The 14,118-nt window shown below is 37.3% G+C and carries 14 protein-coding genes; 9 read left to right on the top strand and 5 right to left on the bottom strand.

Annotated elements, in window-relative coordinates; all coding sequences use genetic code 11:
- Positions 1-263 precede the first annotated feature (263 nt).
- Together B3I52_RS04880 and B3I52_RS04875 are read right to left on the bottom strand one after the other, a co-directional pair.
- Positions 264-794, bottom strand: coding sequence for a ferritin (locus tag B3I52_RS04880; RefSeq protein ID WP_293299327.1), 531 nt, complete (start codon positions 792-794; stop codon positions 264-266).
- A gap of 95 nt (positions 795-889) precedes the next feature.
- Positions 890-1,261 (bottom strand): hypothetical protein, encoded by a 372-nt coding sequence (locus tag B3I52_RS04875; RefSeq protein WP_293299326.1) that lies wholly within the window; start codon positions 1,259-1,261, stop codon positions 890-892.
- A gap of 376 nt (positions 1,262-1,637) precedes the next feature.
- On the opposite strand from B3I52_RS04875, the gene B3I52_RS04870 reads away from it, so the two are divergent.
- Complete coding sequence (locus B3I52_RS04870; RefSeq protein ID WP_293299325.1) at positions 1,638-2,036, top strand: hypothetical protein; 399 nt, start codon at positions 1,638-1,640, stop codon at positions 2,034-2,036.
- 112 nt (positions 2,037-2,148) lie between these two features.
- Here B3I52_RS04870 and B3I52_RS04865 read toward each other — a convergent pair whose 3' ends face one another.
- Together B3I52_RS04865 and B3I52_RS04860 are read right to left on the bottom strand one after the other, a co-directional pair.
- Complete coding sequence (locus tag B3I52_RS04865; protein WP_293299324.1) at positions 2,149-3,798, bottom strand: Type 1 glutamine amidotransferase-like domain-containing protein; 1,650 nt, start codon at positions 3,796-3,798, stop codon at positions 2,149-2,151.
- A 125-nt stretch (positions 3,799-3,923) separates the two neighbouring features.
- Complete coding sequence (locus B3I52_RS04860) at positions 3,924-5,753, bottom strand: DNA polymerase III subunit gamma/tau (RefSeq protein WP_293299323.1); 1,830 nt, start codon at positions 5,751-5,753, stop codon at positions 3,924-3,926.
- A 345-nt stretch (positions 5,754-6,098) separates the two neighbouring features.
- Here B3I52_RS04860 and rpsF point away from each other — a divergent pair, with 345 nt between their 5' ends.
- The 7 genes from rpsF (at position 6,099) to B3I52_RS04825 (ending at position 11,951) form a co-directional block, all read left to right on the top strand.
- Complete coding sequence (gene rpsF, locus B3I52_RS04855) at positions 6,099-6,461, top strand: 30S ribosomal protein S6 (RefSeq protein WP_293299322.1); 363 nt, start codon at positions 6,099-6,101, stop codon at positions 6,459-6,461.
- Entirely contained in the window at positions 6,461-6,724 is a 264-nt protein-coding gene (rpsR, locus tag B3I52_RS04850) for a 30S ribosomal protein S18 (RefSeq protein ID WP_097132857.1), read from the top strand. Before rpsF ends, rpsR begins: the two co-directional genes overlap by 1 nt.
- A gap of 10 nt (positions 6,725-6,734) precedes the next feature.
- Entirely contained in the window at positions 6,735-7,178 is a 444-nt protein-coding gene (rplI, locus tag B3I52_RS04845; protein WP_293299321.1) for a 50S ribosomal protein L9, read from the top strand.
- Between the two features lie 129 nt (positions 7,179-7,307).
- A complete protein-coding gene (locus B3I52_RS04840; protein WP_293299320.1) occupies positions 7,308-7,685 on the top strand; it encodes a septal ring lytic transglycosylase RlpA family protein in 378 nt (125 codons plus the stop codon).
- A 400-nt stretch (positions 7,686-8,085) separates the two neighbouring features.
- On the top strand, positions 8,086-9,057 hold the full coding sequence (locus tag B3I52_RS04835) for a ribonucleoside-diphosphate reductase small subunit (protein ID WP_293299319.1): 972 nt from the start codon (positions 8,086-8,088) through the stop codon (positions 9,055-9,057).
- A 105-nt stretch (positions 9,058-9,162) separates the two neighbouring features.
- Positions 9,163-11,547: a ribonucleoside-diphosphate reductase subunit alpha gene (locus B3I52_RS04830; protein WP_293299318.1), complete on the top strand. Its 2,385-nt coding sequence runs from the start codon at positions 9,163-9,165 to the stop codon at positions 11,545-11,547.
- 182 nt (positions 11,548-11,729) lie between these two features.
- Complete coding sequence (locus B3I52_RS04825) at positions 11,730-11,951, top strand: cysteine-rich CWC family protein (RefSeq protein ID WP_293299317.1); 222 nt, start codon at positions 11,730-11,732, stop codon at positions 11,949-11,951.
- On the opposite strand, the gene B3I52_RS04820 is transcribed toward B3I52_RS04825, so the two are convergent.
- Positions 11,948-13,417 carry an ABC transporter substrate-binding protein gene (locus tag B3I52_RS04820; RefSeq protein ID WP_293299316.1) on the bottom strand — a complete coding sequence of 490 codons (1,470 nt, stop codon included), beginning with the start codon at positions 13,415-13,417 and terminating at the stop codon, positions 11,948-11,950. The genes B3I52_RS04825 and B3I52_RS04820 overlap by 4 nt on opposite strands.
- 210 nt (positions 13,418-13,627) lie before the next feature.
- Between B3I52_RS04820 and B3I52_RS04815 the strand changes: the two genes are divergently transcribed.
- The gene (locus B3I52_RS04815; protein ID WP_293299315.1) at positions 13,628-14,080 is read left to right on the top strand and encodes a hypothetical protein; all 453 of its coding nucleotides are present in this window, start codon (positions 13,628-13,630) and stop codon (positions 14,078-14,080) included.
- Positions 14,081-14,118 lie beyond the last annotated feature (38 nt).

The following is a 14,118-nucleotide window of genomic DNA, read 5'->3' as shown; positions in this document are numbered from 1 at the left end:
CTTTCTTCTTTTTGTCTTTTTTATCCTGTTTCGAACCTTTTTTCTTTTTATCTTTTTTAGACATATTGATATTTTAGCCACAGATGTAGGGTTTACATGATATTTTACCTGTGTATTTGTGGCTTACTTATCCCCTAAAATTAAACAAAAAAGGTGCATACTTGTTGTACACACCTTTCAATTATTGTTTCTTAATTAGTAGGTTATTGTAATTTTTATCCCGAATACTTGGGATTTCGCTAAGCGCTACTTTCTACTTTTATTTATGCCTCGCTGTTGTAAGAAATAGCCCCCACAGCTTTGTCAATTTGCCACCTGCCAGTGCCTTCTTCACCAATTACGTCGAACAATTCTACAGCTCTACGTGCTTTAATTTCTTCTTCACGTTGCTCTTTAAAGAACCAGTTTAAGAAATCTAAGGTTAAAAAATCGTTTTCTTTTTGGCAACGAGCGGCTATGTTTTTAATAGATTGGGTTACGCTTATTTCTTGCTCCAAAGCTTCTTCAAACACTTCTCTAAATGAGTTGTATTCTTGTTTAATGTTGCTTATTTCTGGTGTAACGGCATTACCACCCATATCAAGCACATATTTAAAGAACTTCATTTGGTGGTCTCTTTCTTCGTCTGCTTGCTTAAAGAAATAAGCTGCAGCACCCTCGTAACCATTTCTAGCGCACCACGAAGCCATTCCTAAATAAATAGCAGACGAATGAGCTTCCTTTTTTATTTGTTGGTTAATTAATGTCTCTACATCCTCAGAAATAGAACATTTAACTCTCATTATATCTTTCATGTTAAAAATCTCCTTTGTTAGAACATTACAAAGTTACAGCGATAATGTTCTGTAAAAGAAAATATTAGTAATTCGGAACGAGTCTAAGTCTTAGTTTAGGCGATGATACGAAACAGACGGTCGTGGATGATGTGGTTGAGCTCTAGCATGACGAAAGTGCCCTGTAAGATTTCTTTTAACTTAATAAGCTCTAATAAAGAAAGCACGTAAGAATGGTCGCAAGCACAAATGAAGATAATTTCTACATCGGCAGATTTGTCGCTGCTCAATAGTTTCTCTTCGATATTTATGTTGTAAACGGCTTTTTTTAGTTTTAATAGATTTCTGTAGTCGAAACGAGCCAACTTGCCTGCAAAATCAATATACCAGCATTTCTCCGAGTCTGATTGAAAAATAGCACCACTTTTGGTAGCGAATACTTCTTCGAATGAGGCAACAGGAAGTGATAATTCTTTGGTCTTTTGCATTGTTAACTAAGTTGTTCCTGCAAAATTAATATTATTTAGAATTAATACAAATAAAAACAAAAATTAAGGTCTCATTTTTACAGCATAATGCAATGTTCTTCGTTACTTATCAGACGTTAATAAATTGTATAGCTCTTTTTTGGAAGAAATAAGGGCGGTAATTTGGAAATTTGTTGCACTTAATTTTGTAAATTAGACCTGATTGAACGGATTAGCTCCCGACAGCAGGAGGGACTAGGAGTGAAAGCAGGACTGTTGGAGCCTAGTAGCATTTCCATTGCTCTTCAATTTAATAATAAAGTAGTTTTATTTTAACTGCAAATTAAAAACAAAAGCGAAACGAAACTGGTTTCTCTATAGATTAAAAAGTAGAACCATGGAAAATCAAAAACCAGCTAAAGATAAGCTGCATGCTAGCAACTTAGGCGAAACCAAAGATTTTAACGAACTTTCTTTTGATAAGCATAAAAACAGCTTCGAGTTTGATGTAAGGGATGAGGATAAAGATTATGACCATCCGCTGCCTTATGATACTTCGGCGCCAAACGGGGAAGATAGTATTTCTACTTACGACGAGTCGAACCCGTATGTGGGAAATGAATATGATGAAGATGCACAACTTGATGAGCAGATTGGTGGAAACGCGATGCATATTGACGAAACTGGCGAGAGTGTGCGGTTAGATCCTGCTGATAAGCTATTGGCTAAAACTGCTGAGGATTTTAGGGATGATTTGGATGAGGAAGGATACCCTAAGAATAATTTACCTAGCTAATGGCTATTTTAAATAAAAAAGGTACGGTGCAATTTTAAACAATAGTTTTTGGCTAAAGTAAAGTTGCCCCGTACCACGTAATTAGAAAAGGAGAGCTGAATTTTATATCAATTTAATCATTGATTGTTTGTTTTTTACCGGGTGCTATTATTACGGGTTTATCTTCAGCAGCTTTGTAAAGCATCACATTTCCCTTTCCTGAAACTTCAATGTCACCTTTTTTGATTTCCACGATAGCGCCTTTCGTTATGCCTACGCCTAATAAATTTGGGCTCTTTTGTTGTACGTTCTTCATACTTTTTAAGAACTTATTGGTAAGTGGGGCGTCAAATATCATGGTGTTACGAACCAGGCCATAGCCTTTGTTCCAACGGTAGTTTTCTGGGTCGCCAAATAAACGAGAAGCCATGATGGCTGCTCCAGAGCCCATGCCTGCAATAGTGCCGTTACGTTTTAATACATCAAAAAGTTCTTTGTGTAATAGCGAGTTTAAGTAGGTGTCTGCTAGTTGCCATTTTTCACTATCGCAAATCCAAACTGCTGTTGCGGTTCTTAAAGCTGTTGTAAACGATTTGGAATTGGCTTCGTTGTTATTAATTGAATGTAAAAAGGTAACGTTGGTAGCCCCTAATTTTTTAAGTTTATTTACCGTTTCTTCGTTTTTAGCTCTTTTAGTTTCATTGCCTGTAGAAAGTACAACAATAGCGGGTTGGGTAGTTGTTTCTGATTTTAGAAAGTGTTTTAACATATCATCAGAAACTTCTTTGTCTCCGTAAATGAGCAATTTTCCTTCAGGCGGGCCTATAGTTTCCCAATTAGCAGATGGATCTTTCCATTTTTTGTTCGCATCGTCCCATAAATCATTGGCCAAGGGTTGTGCTTGGTGGGTAACTTTTCGCGAACGCATGTCGAATTTATCACCCGGAAATAAATAGTATTGGGCTTTAGGTTTTGGCCAGCCCTTAAGTGAAGCATCGTAAATAGCCACTTTGCTGTCGCCTATTACCTCAAACTCGTTGCCTTTTACTTCAATAGCGGTTGCTTCATCAATGCCAATGCCTAATAGTTTAGGCTCAGCATTTAAAATTTTGGCTACGCTGCCCATTCTGTTTCTTCGTACATAGTGTTGCCCAATGGCCGAATCCTTAATAAAGCCTAGTCCTACCTTTTCTTCGCCACCACCATATAAAAATGAACCCTGTATAGAGGCGCCAGCCGAACTTCCAGCAACTACTCCTCCACGAGCCAATACATCGAACATGGCTTGATGCGTTCGCGTGTTTAAATAGGCTTTTGCTAAACGTTTTTGGAAACCTCCCGCAATATACACGGCTTTGGCTTTTAACAACGGTGCTATAAACTCTTCGGTATTGGCTTCGTCGCGGTTGTTGGTGTGTAGTATTACAATGTTTTTGGCTCCTGCTTTTACCAGTGCTGGATAGGCGGTATTGTTTTCATCTAATACATCGCCTGCTGTTGGAATCATTACAATTAATGCTTCAGGGTCTCCAACCATTTCAATAAAGTGTTTGAATATAGCAGGCACTGATGCGCCACCAACCACCAATAATGAGCCTTTAGGCGGGCCTAAAGTTTTCCAATTATCCGTAGGGTTTTTCCATTGCGCTTTGGCACTGAAACTTAGGGATAAGAGTAAGCTCGTTAATCCTATTAAAAAATATCTAAAAGAGTAATTTACACTATTTGCTGTATTTGAAAAAACGACAGGATGTTTACGTAATTTTAGTTTGGTCTGGTACATTATGATTTTTTTGTATAATACCTAGACAGTTGTAATAAATAGAAGGACCTTTACAGCAGGCTTTTTATGGGAATGGTAAGCTGCACAGTAGGAAAAAGCATTTTGGCTTTGTAATTTTGCCAGTTTTAAGGTAATAGGTCTAAATTAAAACGTTTACAAAATTCTTCTAGTTGTGGATTTTTTTCGACCAAATAGACGTATTTATCTTTGTTGGTGTAAATTCTGTCGCTTTGTTTGGGCTCTATTCTTTTAGAAAATAATTGAATATCAAAGTTGCTAAGATTGCCCCGTAAGAAATTTAGCAGTTCTATTTTTTCGGTTTGTAGTGTGCTTTCTAAAGGGGCATTTTCTACTAAAACGGTAATGTGTACTCCGTTTATGATGGGCTCGCTGCTAGTTAATAAGGTATATAGCTGTATTTTGTCTTCTTCTTTAGCTTTTTGGGCATATTGCTGCCAATAGCTTAAAAACTGCTCTTCTGTAAATTCTTGTTTTTGGTTGCCTTTTATATACTGCGGGCCTTTGTCTTCGCCATCGAGATTAATGCCGCTAGCTAAATCGGTTAACGAAGGGATTAAAGAACCTGAAGTGCCTTTGGTTAAAGGCTGTATCTTAATTGGCGAGGCAGGTGGTGTATTAACTTTAGGAGATTCCACTTTCGGCTGAGTTGTTTGTGGCGTTTGTTGGGCTACAGCAACGGGTGTTGTTGGTTCTTTTACGGCCGAAGCTGCGGAAATTTTAGGGCTTTCGGCTTTTGTTTCGCTTTGGTCTTTTGTCTTTAAGCTTTCAGCTTCTTTAGAACTAACTAAAGTTTTTTTTTTATCCTGATCTTGGTCAGTTGCGGTATTAGCGAGTTGAATTACAGCGGGGATATGGCACATTTTAATCAATGCCAGTTCTACCTGCAATCGTTGGTTTTTACTGTTTTTGTAATTAAGATCACACTGGTTAGCTAGGTTTAGTGCCGTTAAAATAAAACCTAAATTTGCGCTGTTGCTTTGCGCTAAGTATTTCTGCTTAATGTTTTCGCTAACTTCTAACAGCTGTATGGTTTGGTTGTCTTTGCCTACCAATAAATTTCTAAAGTGGCCAGCTAAACCGTTAATAAAATTGTTGCCGTCAAAGCCGTTGTTCAATATTTCATTGAAAAGTAGTAGTGTATTACTTACATCGCCACCGGTTAAAAAATCGGTAAGTTTAAAATAGTAGTCGTAATCTAAAATGTTCAGATTGGCAATTACTGCTTTGTAGGTTACATTTCTATTGGTGTAGCTAACAATTTGATCAAACATCGAAAGCGCATCACGCAAACCGCCATCAGCTTTTTGAGCGATGATATGCAAACCATCATTATCGGTAGCAATGCTTTCTCTTTCGGCAATTTTAGCCAGGTGGTTAGCTATGTCATCAACCTGTATTCTGTTAAAATCAAAAATCTGGCAACGAGATAAAATAGTTGGCAAGATCTTATGCTTTTCTGTAGTAGCTAAAATAAAGATAGCATAGGGAGGTGGTTCTTCTAGCGTTTTTAAAAATGCGTTAAACGCACTGGTAGAAAGCATGTGAACCTCATCTATGATGTAGATTTTATACTTGCCTGCTTGTGGCGGTATTCTTACTTGTTCAATCAAGCTTCTAATGTCATCAACAGAGTTGTTCGAGGCAGCATCTAGTTCATGAAAGTTAAAAGAATGTCCCGATTGGAAAGATTGGCAACTTTCGCAAGTGCCACAGGCTTCTTGTTCGGCAGTTAAACTGGTGCAGTTAATGGTTTTTGCTAAGATACGGGCACAGGTTGTTTTGCCTACGCCGCGTGGTCCACAAAACAAAAAAGCTTGCGCCAGTTGGTTGTTTTTAATAGCGTTTTTTAAAGTTCCGGTAATATGTTGCTGGCCAACTACGGTTTCGAACGTAGCTGGACGGTATTTACGGGCAGAAACAATAAAATTTTCCATTGCCACGAAAATAAGCAAATTTTGATAGTTACCGAGTGCAATATGTTATCTGTGGAAAAAAAAGATAGATTTAGGGATGTTTGTTGTTAAAATACCATGAAAGCGGTATTTTAATAATCCATTAAAAGCATTCTTTTTGCGGAAAACGACATCAAATGTTTCGTAAGTCTTTTAAATTGGTAAGGGTTTTTCTAGATTTTGTAATCTACTTATATCGTATTGTAAAGTAATTGCGCAATAAGCTTTATGTTTTTATAGAACAACGGTTTGATTTATAGAAATATATTCTTACATTTGCAGCCCGATTTATGCGGGAATAAATTAAAAAATTAATTAAATACAACAATGAATCAGTACGAAACTGTTATCGTTCTTACCCCGTTGTTATCTGAAGAAGCTGCAAAAGAAGCGTTAGCGAAATTTACAGCCATCATTAAAGATAACGGAGCCGAAATTATCGCCGAAGATAATTGGGGTTTGAGAAAATTAGCGTATCCGATTGACAAAAAAGCAAACGGATTCTTCCACCTTACAGAATATAAAGCTGACGGTGGATTAGTAAGCAAGTTAGAGCTAGAATTAAAACGCGATGAGCGTGTTTTACGTTTCTTAACTGTGAGATTAGATCGTCATGCAATTGCATACAGCGAGAAAAAACGCAGTGGTGCATTTAACAAAAAACCTAAGAAAGAGGAGGCTTCAGCGTAATGGCAAGAGATCAAATTCAATATGTTACTGCTCCAAAAGTGGAGGATAACAGGAAAAAATATTGCCGTTTCAAGAAAAACGGTATCAAATACATTGATTATAAAGACGCAAACTTTTTGTTGAAGTTCGTTAACGAGCAAGGTAAAATTTTACCTCGTCGTTTAACTGGTACTTCTTTGAAGTTTCAACGTAAAGTGGCTCAAGCGGTAAAACGTGCTCGTCACATCGGTTTGTTGCCTTTCGTTACTGACCAATTAAAATAGGAGCTGAGCAATGGAAATTATTTTAAAGCAAGATATCAAATCACTAGGTGAGAAAGATGATATCGTTACGGTAAAACCTGGTTTTGGTCGTAATTACTTAATTCCACAAGGTTTTGCAATTTTGGCAACGCCTTCTGCAAAAAAAGTATTAGCAGAAAACTTAAAGCAAGCTGCTTTTAAACAAGATAAAATTAAGAAAGATGCTGAAGGCGTAGCCGCTCAATTAGCTGATGTTAAATTAAGCATTGGTGCTAAAGCAGGCGAAACAGGAAAAATCTTTGGTGCGGTTAACACTATCCAAGTGGCCGACGCATTAAAAGCTAAAGGTTTTGAAGTTGATCGTCGTCGTATTACTTTTGAAACTGAGCCTAAAACTTTAGGCGAATATGTAGCAAACTTAAACTTACACAAAGAAGTTAAAGTAAAAGTTCCTTTCGAAGTAGTAGCGGAGTAATTTTAGCTTATAGAAACTTAAAGCCTCGAATTTAATTCGGGGCTTTTGTTTTTTAAAACAAGCTTTTATTATATTTGAAGCCCATCAAATAATAGGGATAAATAAATTATACCTTAAAAGATCCGTAATATGAGGATATTGTTGTTCTTGGTCTTGAGTTTGATAACGGTTGCAGCAAAATCGCAAGGACAGGTTATAAAAGCTGCCGACACGATAAAAAAAACTATTTATACTACCTACTATGCCAAAAAGTTCGAAGGTAGAAAAACAACTAGTGGCGAACGTTATAGGGGAGCTAAATTTACTGCTGCACACCGCACCCTTCCTTTTGGTACCCTCGTTAAAGTAAGAAACCTTCGCACGGACAAAACCATTGAAGTAAGAATAAACGATAGAGGGCCTTTTAGCAAAAAATTCTCTTTAGATATCTCCAGATCGGCCGCTAAAGCCTTAGGCATTTATCGTTTAGGCTATGCAAAAGTAGAAATCTCCTATGTGCTAAAGTGAAATTATAGCATAGAATTTCATTCCAAAGACTTTCAGTCTTATTTTTAAATTACTAACACTTTTTTAGATTCTCTAAGCGCTAAAAAAGAAATGATTAGCTTTTTTTCTACCCCTTTCTTCTCTAATTTCTTATAGATATCGACACTTGACGGGTTGCATGTTAACAACTTTAAGCCGTAAAAAATGCCTTTACTTTTATATTTGTTATACAGAGTTCTTTAATAGAAAACACCTAAATTATTGTTTAACTAATTGTTGTTTAGCGTATTGAAAAGAGGATTTTTTTAACTTTTTTTTCAATGTAGTCTAAGTAAGGCCTTTTAGACGGTTTAATTTAGCGAGAGAACTAAAGTAATGTGTTTGCTGTAACGGTATTTAAAAGAATGTAAAAAGAGTGATCATGGAAGATGAATTATTACTAAGAGAAAACAAAGATCGTTTTGTGCTTTTGCCTATTAAGTTTCCGGCTATTTGGGAAATGTACAAAAAGAGTGAAGCTAGTTTTTGGACTGCAGAAGAAATTGACTTGTCTGACGATATTAAACACTGGGAAAACCTGAACAGTGGCGAGCGTCATTTCATTTCGCACATTTTGGCATTTTTTGCGGCAAGTGATGGCATTGTAAATGAAAACTTAGCGGTAAACTTCATGAGCGAAGTTCAAATTCCTGAAGCACGTTGCTATTATGGTTTCCAGATCATGATGGAAAATATCCACTCGGAGACTTATGCCTTGTTAATTGATACTTATGTAAAAGACCCAGAAGAGAAAGATAGGCTGTTCCATGCTATCGAAACTGTTCCTGCGGTTAAGAAAAAAGCAGAATGGGCATTGCGCTGGATCGATAATGGAACATTTGCCGAACGCTTGGTAGCTTTTGCCGCGGTAGAAGGTATTTTCTTCAGCGGTAGTTTCTGTTCTATTTTCTGGCTAAAAAAACGTGGCTTAATGCCAGGTTTAACTTTCAGTAACGAATTAATTTCTAGAGACGAGGGTTCGCACTGCGAATTTGCCTGCTTGCTGTACAGTATGTTGCAAAACAAGCTGAGCGAAGAGCAGGTACATACCATCATTAAAGATGCAGTAGAAATTGAGAAAGATTTCATCACCGATGCTTTACCAGTTAAACTAATTGGGATGAATGCAGATTTGATGAAGCAATACATAGAGTTTGTTGCCGATAGATGGTTGGCTGAACTTGGCTACTCAAAAGTTTATAACGCTACCAACCCATTCGATTTTATGGAAATGATTTCGCTACAAGGTAAAACTAATTTCTTTGAAAAACGCGTGGGCGATTACCAAAAAAGTGGCGTGTTAACTTCTTCGGAAGATAAAGCACAGGCTTTTTCATTGGATGAAGACTTTTAGAGAATAATGATAAAATTATAAAATGATTGAGTGATAGAATAGGCCATGCTTTGCGAATATTCTATCATTTACTCATTCAAAATTCAATAATTAAATTTTGTAAGGATGTTTGTAATAAAAAGAGATGGCCGTAAAGAAGCGGTAAAATTTGATAAGATTACAGCTCGGATAGAGAAGCTGTGCTATGGTTTTAATGCTGAATTGGTAGATCCTATTGATGTTGCTAGAAAAGTAATTGAAGGATTGTATGATGGGGTAACCACATCAGAGCTAGATAATTTAGCAGCAGAAACGGCAGCGTCTTTAACTACAAAACATCCCGACTATGCCTTGTTGGCTTCGCGTATTGCCGTATCTAACTTGCATAAAAATACCTTAAAATCTTTTTCTAAAACCATGGAGCAGTTGTATAATTACATTGATCCAAAAACAGGGAAAGATTCTGCTTTAATTGCCGATGATATTTGGAAAGTTATTCAAGATAATGCAGAAATTTTAGACAGTACCATTATCTACGATAGGGATTTTGGTTTCGATTACTTCGGTTTCAAAACCTTAGAAAAATCTTACCTGCTAAAGGTTAACGGCAAAATTGTAGAGCGTCCGCAACATTTGTTTATGCGTGTTGCTGTGGGCATCCATAAAGAAGATATCGAAAGTGCAATAGCAACTTATAACTTAATGAGCGAGCGTTGGTTTACCCATGCAACACCTACGTTATTTAATGCAGCTACGCCAAAACCTCAAATGTCATCGTGTTTCTTGTTAACCATGCAAGACGACAGCATTGAAGGTATTTACGATACTTTAAAACAAACCGCTAAGATTTCTCAAAGCGCTGGCGGTATTGGTTTAAGCATTCACAACATTCGTGCTACGGGCGCTTACATTGGCGGTACCAACGGCACCAGTAATGGTATTGTGCCAATGCTACGCGTATTTAACGATACTGCTCGTTACGTAGATCAAGGTGGTGGTAAACGTAAAGGTGCCTTTGCAATTTATTTAGAGCCTTGGCATGCTGATGTTTTTGAATTTTTAGACCTGCGTAAAAACCATGGTAAGGAAGAAATGCGTGCCCGTGATTTGTTCTACGCACTTTGGATTAACGATTTGTTTATGCAACGTGTAGAAGAAAATGGCGATTGGAGCTTATTCTCGCCAGACGAAGCACCAGGCTTAGCAGATTGCCACAGCGAAGAGTTTAATAAGCTTTATGTGAAATATGAACAAGAAGGCAGAGCTCGTAAAGTAGTTAAAGCACAAGAGCTTTGGTTTGCCATTTTAGATTCGCAAATTGAAACTGGAACGCCTTATTTGTTGTACAAAGATGCGGCCAATGCGAAATCGAACCAACAAAACTTGGGTACAATTAAGTCATCTAACTTATGTACCGAAATTATCGAGTACACTTCTAAAGACGAAGTGGCAGTTTGTAACTTAGCTTCGTTAGCATTACCTCGTTTTGTAATTAATGGCGAGTTTGATCACCAAAAGCTATACGATGTAACTTATCAAGCAGCATTGAACTTGAATAAAATCATCGATCATAACTATTATCCGGTGCCAGAGGCAGCAAACTCCAACTTGCGTCACCGTCCAATTGGATTAGGGGTGCAAGGTTTGGCAGATGCATTTATTTTAATGCGTTATCCTTTTGAAAGTGATGCTGCTAAAAAGTTGAATAAGGATATTTTCGAAACCATTTATTTTGCCGCCATGACTGCTTCGGCAGATTTAGCAGAGAAGCATGGTGCTTACAAAACGTTCAAAGGTTCGCCATTATCAAAAGGCCAGTTCCAGTTTGACTTATGGAATGTTACCCCAGACAGTAACCGTTGGGATTGGGAAAGCTTGAGAAAGCGTGTAGTTAAAAAAGGGGTGTACAACTCCTTGTTAGTGGCGCCAATGCCTACCGCTTCAACTTCTCAAATTTTGGGTAACAACGAGTGTTTCGAACCTTACACTTCAAATATCTATACACGACGTGTATTAAGTGGCGAATTTATTGTAGTGAATAAGCACTTGCTGAAAGATTTAGTTGCTTTAGGTTTGTGGAACCCGCAAATGAAAGATAGAATTATCTTGGCTAACGGCTCTATCCAAGACATTGCAGAAATTCCAGATTATATTAAAGAACTGTACAAAACAGTTTGGGAAATTAAGATGAAGAACATCATCGACATGTCGGCCGATAGAGGTGCGTACATTTGCCAATCTCAATCGTTAAACTTGTTTATCAATGCGCCAAATACTTCAAAACTAACATCAATGCATTTCTATGCTTGGAAAAAAGGCTTGAAAACAGGTATGTACTACCTGCGTACACAAGCGGCTTCGCAAGCGGTTAAATTTACCGTGGAGAACCAAGGTGGTAAAGCTATTGAGGCGGTAATTCCTGCTAATATTCCTCAAAATCAAGTTGCAGAGGAAATTATAGACGGACCAGTTTGTACTATGGAAGAAGGTTGCATTAGCTGTTCGGGGTAAATCCCCTAAATCCCCTAAAGGGGGGCTAACGATGAAGCAATCTTAAAGCAATAATATTTAAGGTTCTGGATATAAAGTTCAGAACCTTACTTTTTGGATGTATTTTTGCTTTTAGTTTATTAGTTCATTTGGCATTAGTTTTAATCGGCAACTTCAAGGGAACTAATGAACACAATGAATTAATGAACAAATTATTCACCCATAGCAAACACGAAATCATAGCTTGCGAGCGATGTGGCACTCCTATTGAGTGTAAAGCAAATGCTTATACCAAATGTCAATGCAGCGTGGTACAATTAACAATTAATGAAGTGCAATACGTTAGCGAGCTTTACGATGGCTGTTTATGCGCCAAATGTTTATTAGCACTACAACAAGAATATCGTGAAACAATAAACTGTTAATCTTTTTTAACTCCCTTTAAAATCATTAAGCTTAACGGATTGTTGTTGTATCCGCTAATGTTGTTCTGTAGCATTACTACCGATTGGTCGTATAAAATCGGCACTACAGAAGCATGCTCTAATACCATGTTGTCCATTTTATGATAGAGTTCAAAACGTTTTTGAGGATTGTTCTCGTAATAACTTTGTTCGAAAAGTCGATCAAACTCTTTATTAAAATAACCGGTGTAGTTAGGGCCAAAAGGAACCTTGTTTTTAGAATAGAATACCGAGAGGTAGTTTTCGCCATCGGCATAGTCGGCAATCCATGAGCCCCTAAAAAAAACAACTTCATTTTTTGCCATCAAATCTCGTAAGCTGGCACTTGGGCTAACATCTACCTTAGCTTTTATGCCAATGTTTGCAAGTTCGCCCTGTATAAATTCAATTAAATCTTTGTAAGTAGTAGAAGTGCTTAATTTAATGGTAGGCATTCCTTTACCGTTTGGATAACCAGCTTCGGCAAGTAATTTGGCAGCTAGCGCTGGATTGTAGTCGTAGCCTTTCACCTTTGTGCTATCAAAACCGGGCATGCCCCTAGGTATAAAGCCCGAAGTTGCCGGTGTGCCAATGCTATTACGCAAGTATTTAATTAGTTTCTCTCTATCAATAGCGTAATTAATGGCCTGTCTAACTTTTTTAAACCGCAATGGCGAATTTTTAACGATTTCCTTATCCGGATCAACTAAGATACCAACATACTCGGTACACAGGTATGGGCCTTTGATCAGTTGAAATTTATTTTTGTATTTACTGGTCATTTTGCCACTTTTCGTTAAAATATCATCTCTGTAACTCCCGTCAACACTGTTAAAAAAATCAAGATCTTTTTTAAGGAAATTCATAAAAGCGCTCTGTTTATCGTTAATAAAACTAACTTTTACGGCGTCTAAGTAAGGCAGTTTATGGCCAGTACTATCTTTTTCAAAGTAATTATCATTTTTAAGTAGTACCAGCACTTCATCTTCTTTCCAATACTTAAATTTAAAAGGGCCGGTACCTACCGGATGGTTTCTAAAATCTTTACCATAGTGTTCTACTACCTCTTTGGGAACCACAAAGCAGTATTGTGCGGTAAGTAAACTTATAAAAGTAGGAAACGGTTTAAGTAATTTAATTTGAAAAGTGCTATCATTTAACGCTATAAAACTACTGGCATCTTTTACTTTGTCGCTAAAAATCCATCCTCCAGACGAGGCTACCTTTGGGTCGATTAGCCGGTTAAAACTATATACAAAATCTTCGGCTACCACTTTTCTGCCTTTGCCGTTTTTAAAAAGGGCATCGTCCTGAAAAAAAACATCGTTACGTAAATTAAAGGTATAGACGAGTCCGTCATTAGAAATTTGCCATGTTTTGGCAATGCAGGGAATGGTATTAAGGGCCGAATCTATCTGTACTAAGCCATTGAAAATTTGGTTCATCATCCAAATGGCATTTTGGTTGCGAGCAAATGCTGGGTCTAGCGAAGTGAGATTTTGATCTAGGTTGATATTGAATACTTTTTTGTTGTTGTGCTGGTTCTCTTTACAAGAAAACAGGATAATGAAACAACAAAAACAAAATATATTAAGCTTAATGGTGCGCATCGAAAAGGGAAATACTATTTTTGTGTACAAATTAATAAAATAATTCAGATGTCGTCTTTAAATGAACTTATAAATACCGAAAATAATGCAGCACTGCGTGAGGAATTGTTGGAGCGTTTAGCTATTGTTGAACATAAGATTAAGTTCATGGACAAAGTTCCGGTTTGCTTTTTAGATTCCAACGGAAAGCCACGTCTTGAGCTTTCGGCAATTGCCAAGTTGGGCGGAGCTGCGGTAACTACCGAGCCTATGGAAGCCGTTTATGTGGTTTTTCATGAGGAAACGAATTTGTTAGACGATTTGATGCGGAAAGTGCCTGTGCTACTTAATGAGGCATGGCCCGCTGTAAAGTTTAACAGGGTTTGTCTTCTGGCTGATGATTATCGCTTATTAAAACCAGAAGAAGCGGTAGCTTTGGTAGAAGATATTGCCGAAATGATACACCCAGGGCATTTTATTTTTGGCTACGAGGGAGACAAGTGGATTAGATTTACTGTTTAGGCATTAGTAACTAGTACCCGTAGTGCATTATAAATAAG

It is taken from the genome of Pedobacter sp. UBA4863 (assembly GCF_002399615.1).
GTDB lineage: Bacteria > Bacteroidota > Bacteroidia > Sphingobacteriales > Sphingobacteriaceae > Pedobacter.
The sequence above is the reverse complement of the archived record's forward strand: the minus strand, read 5'-3'. Positions and strand labels throughout refer to the sequence as shown.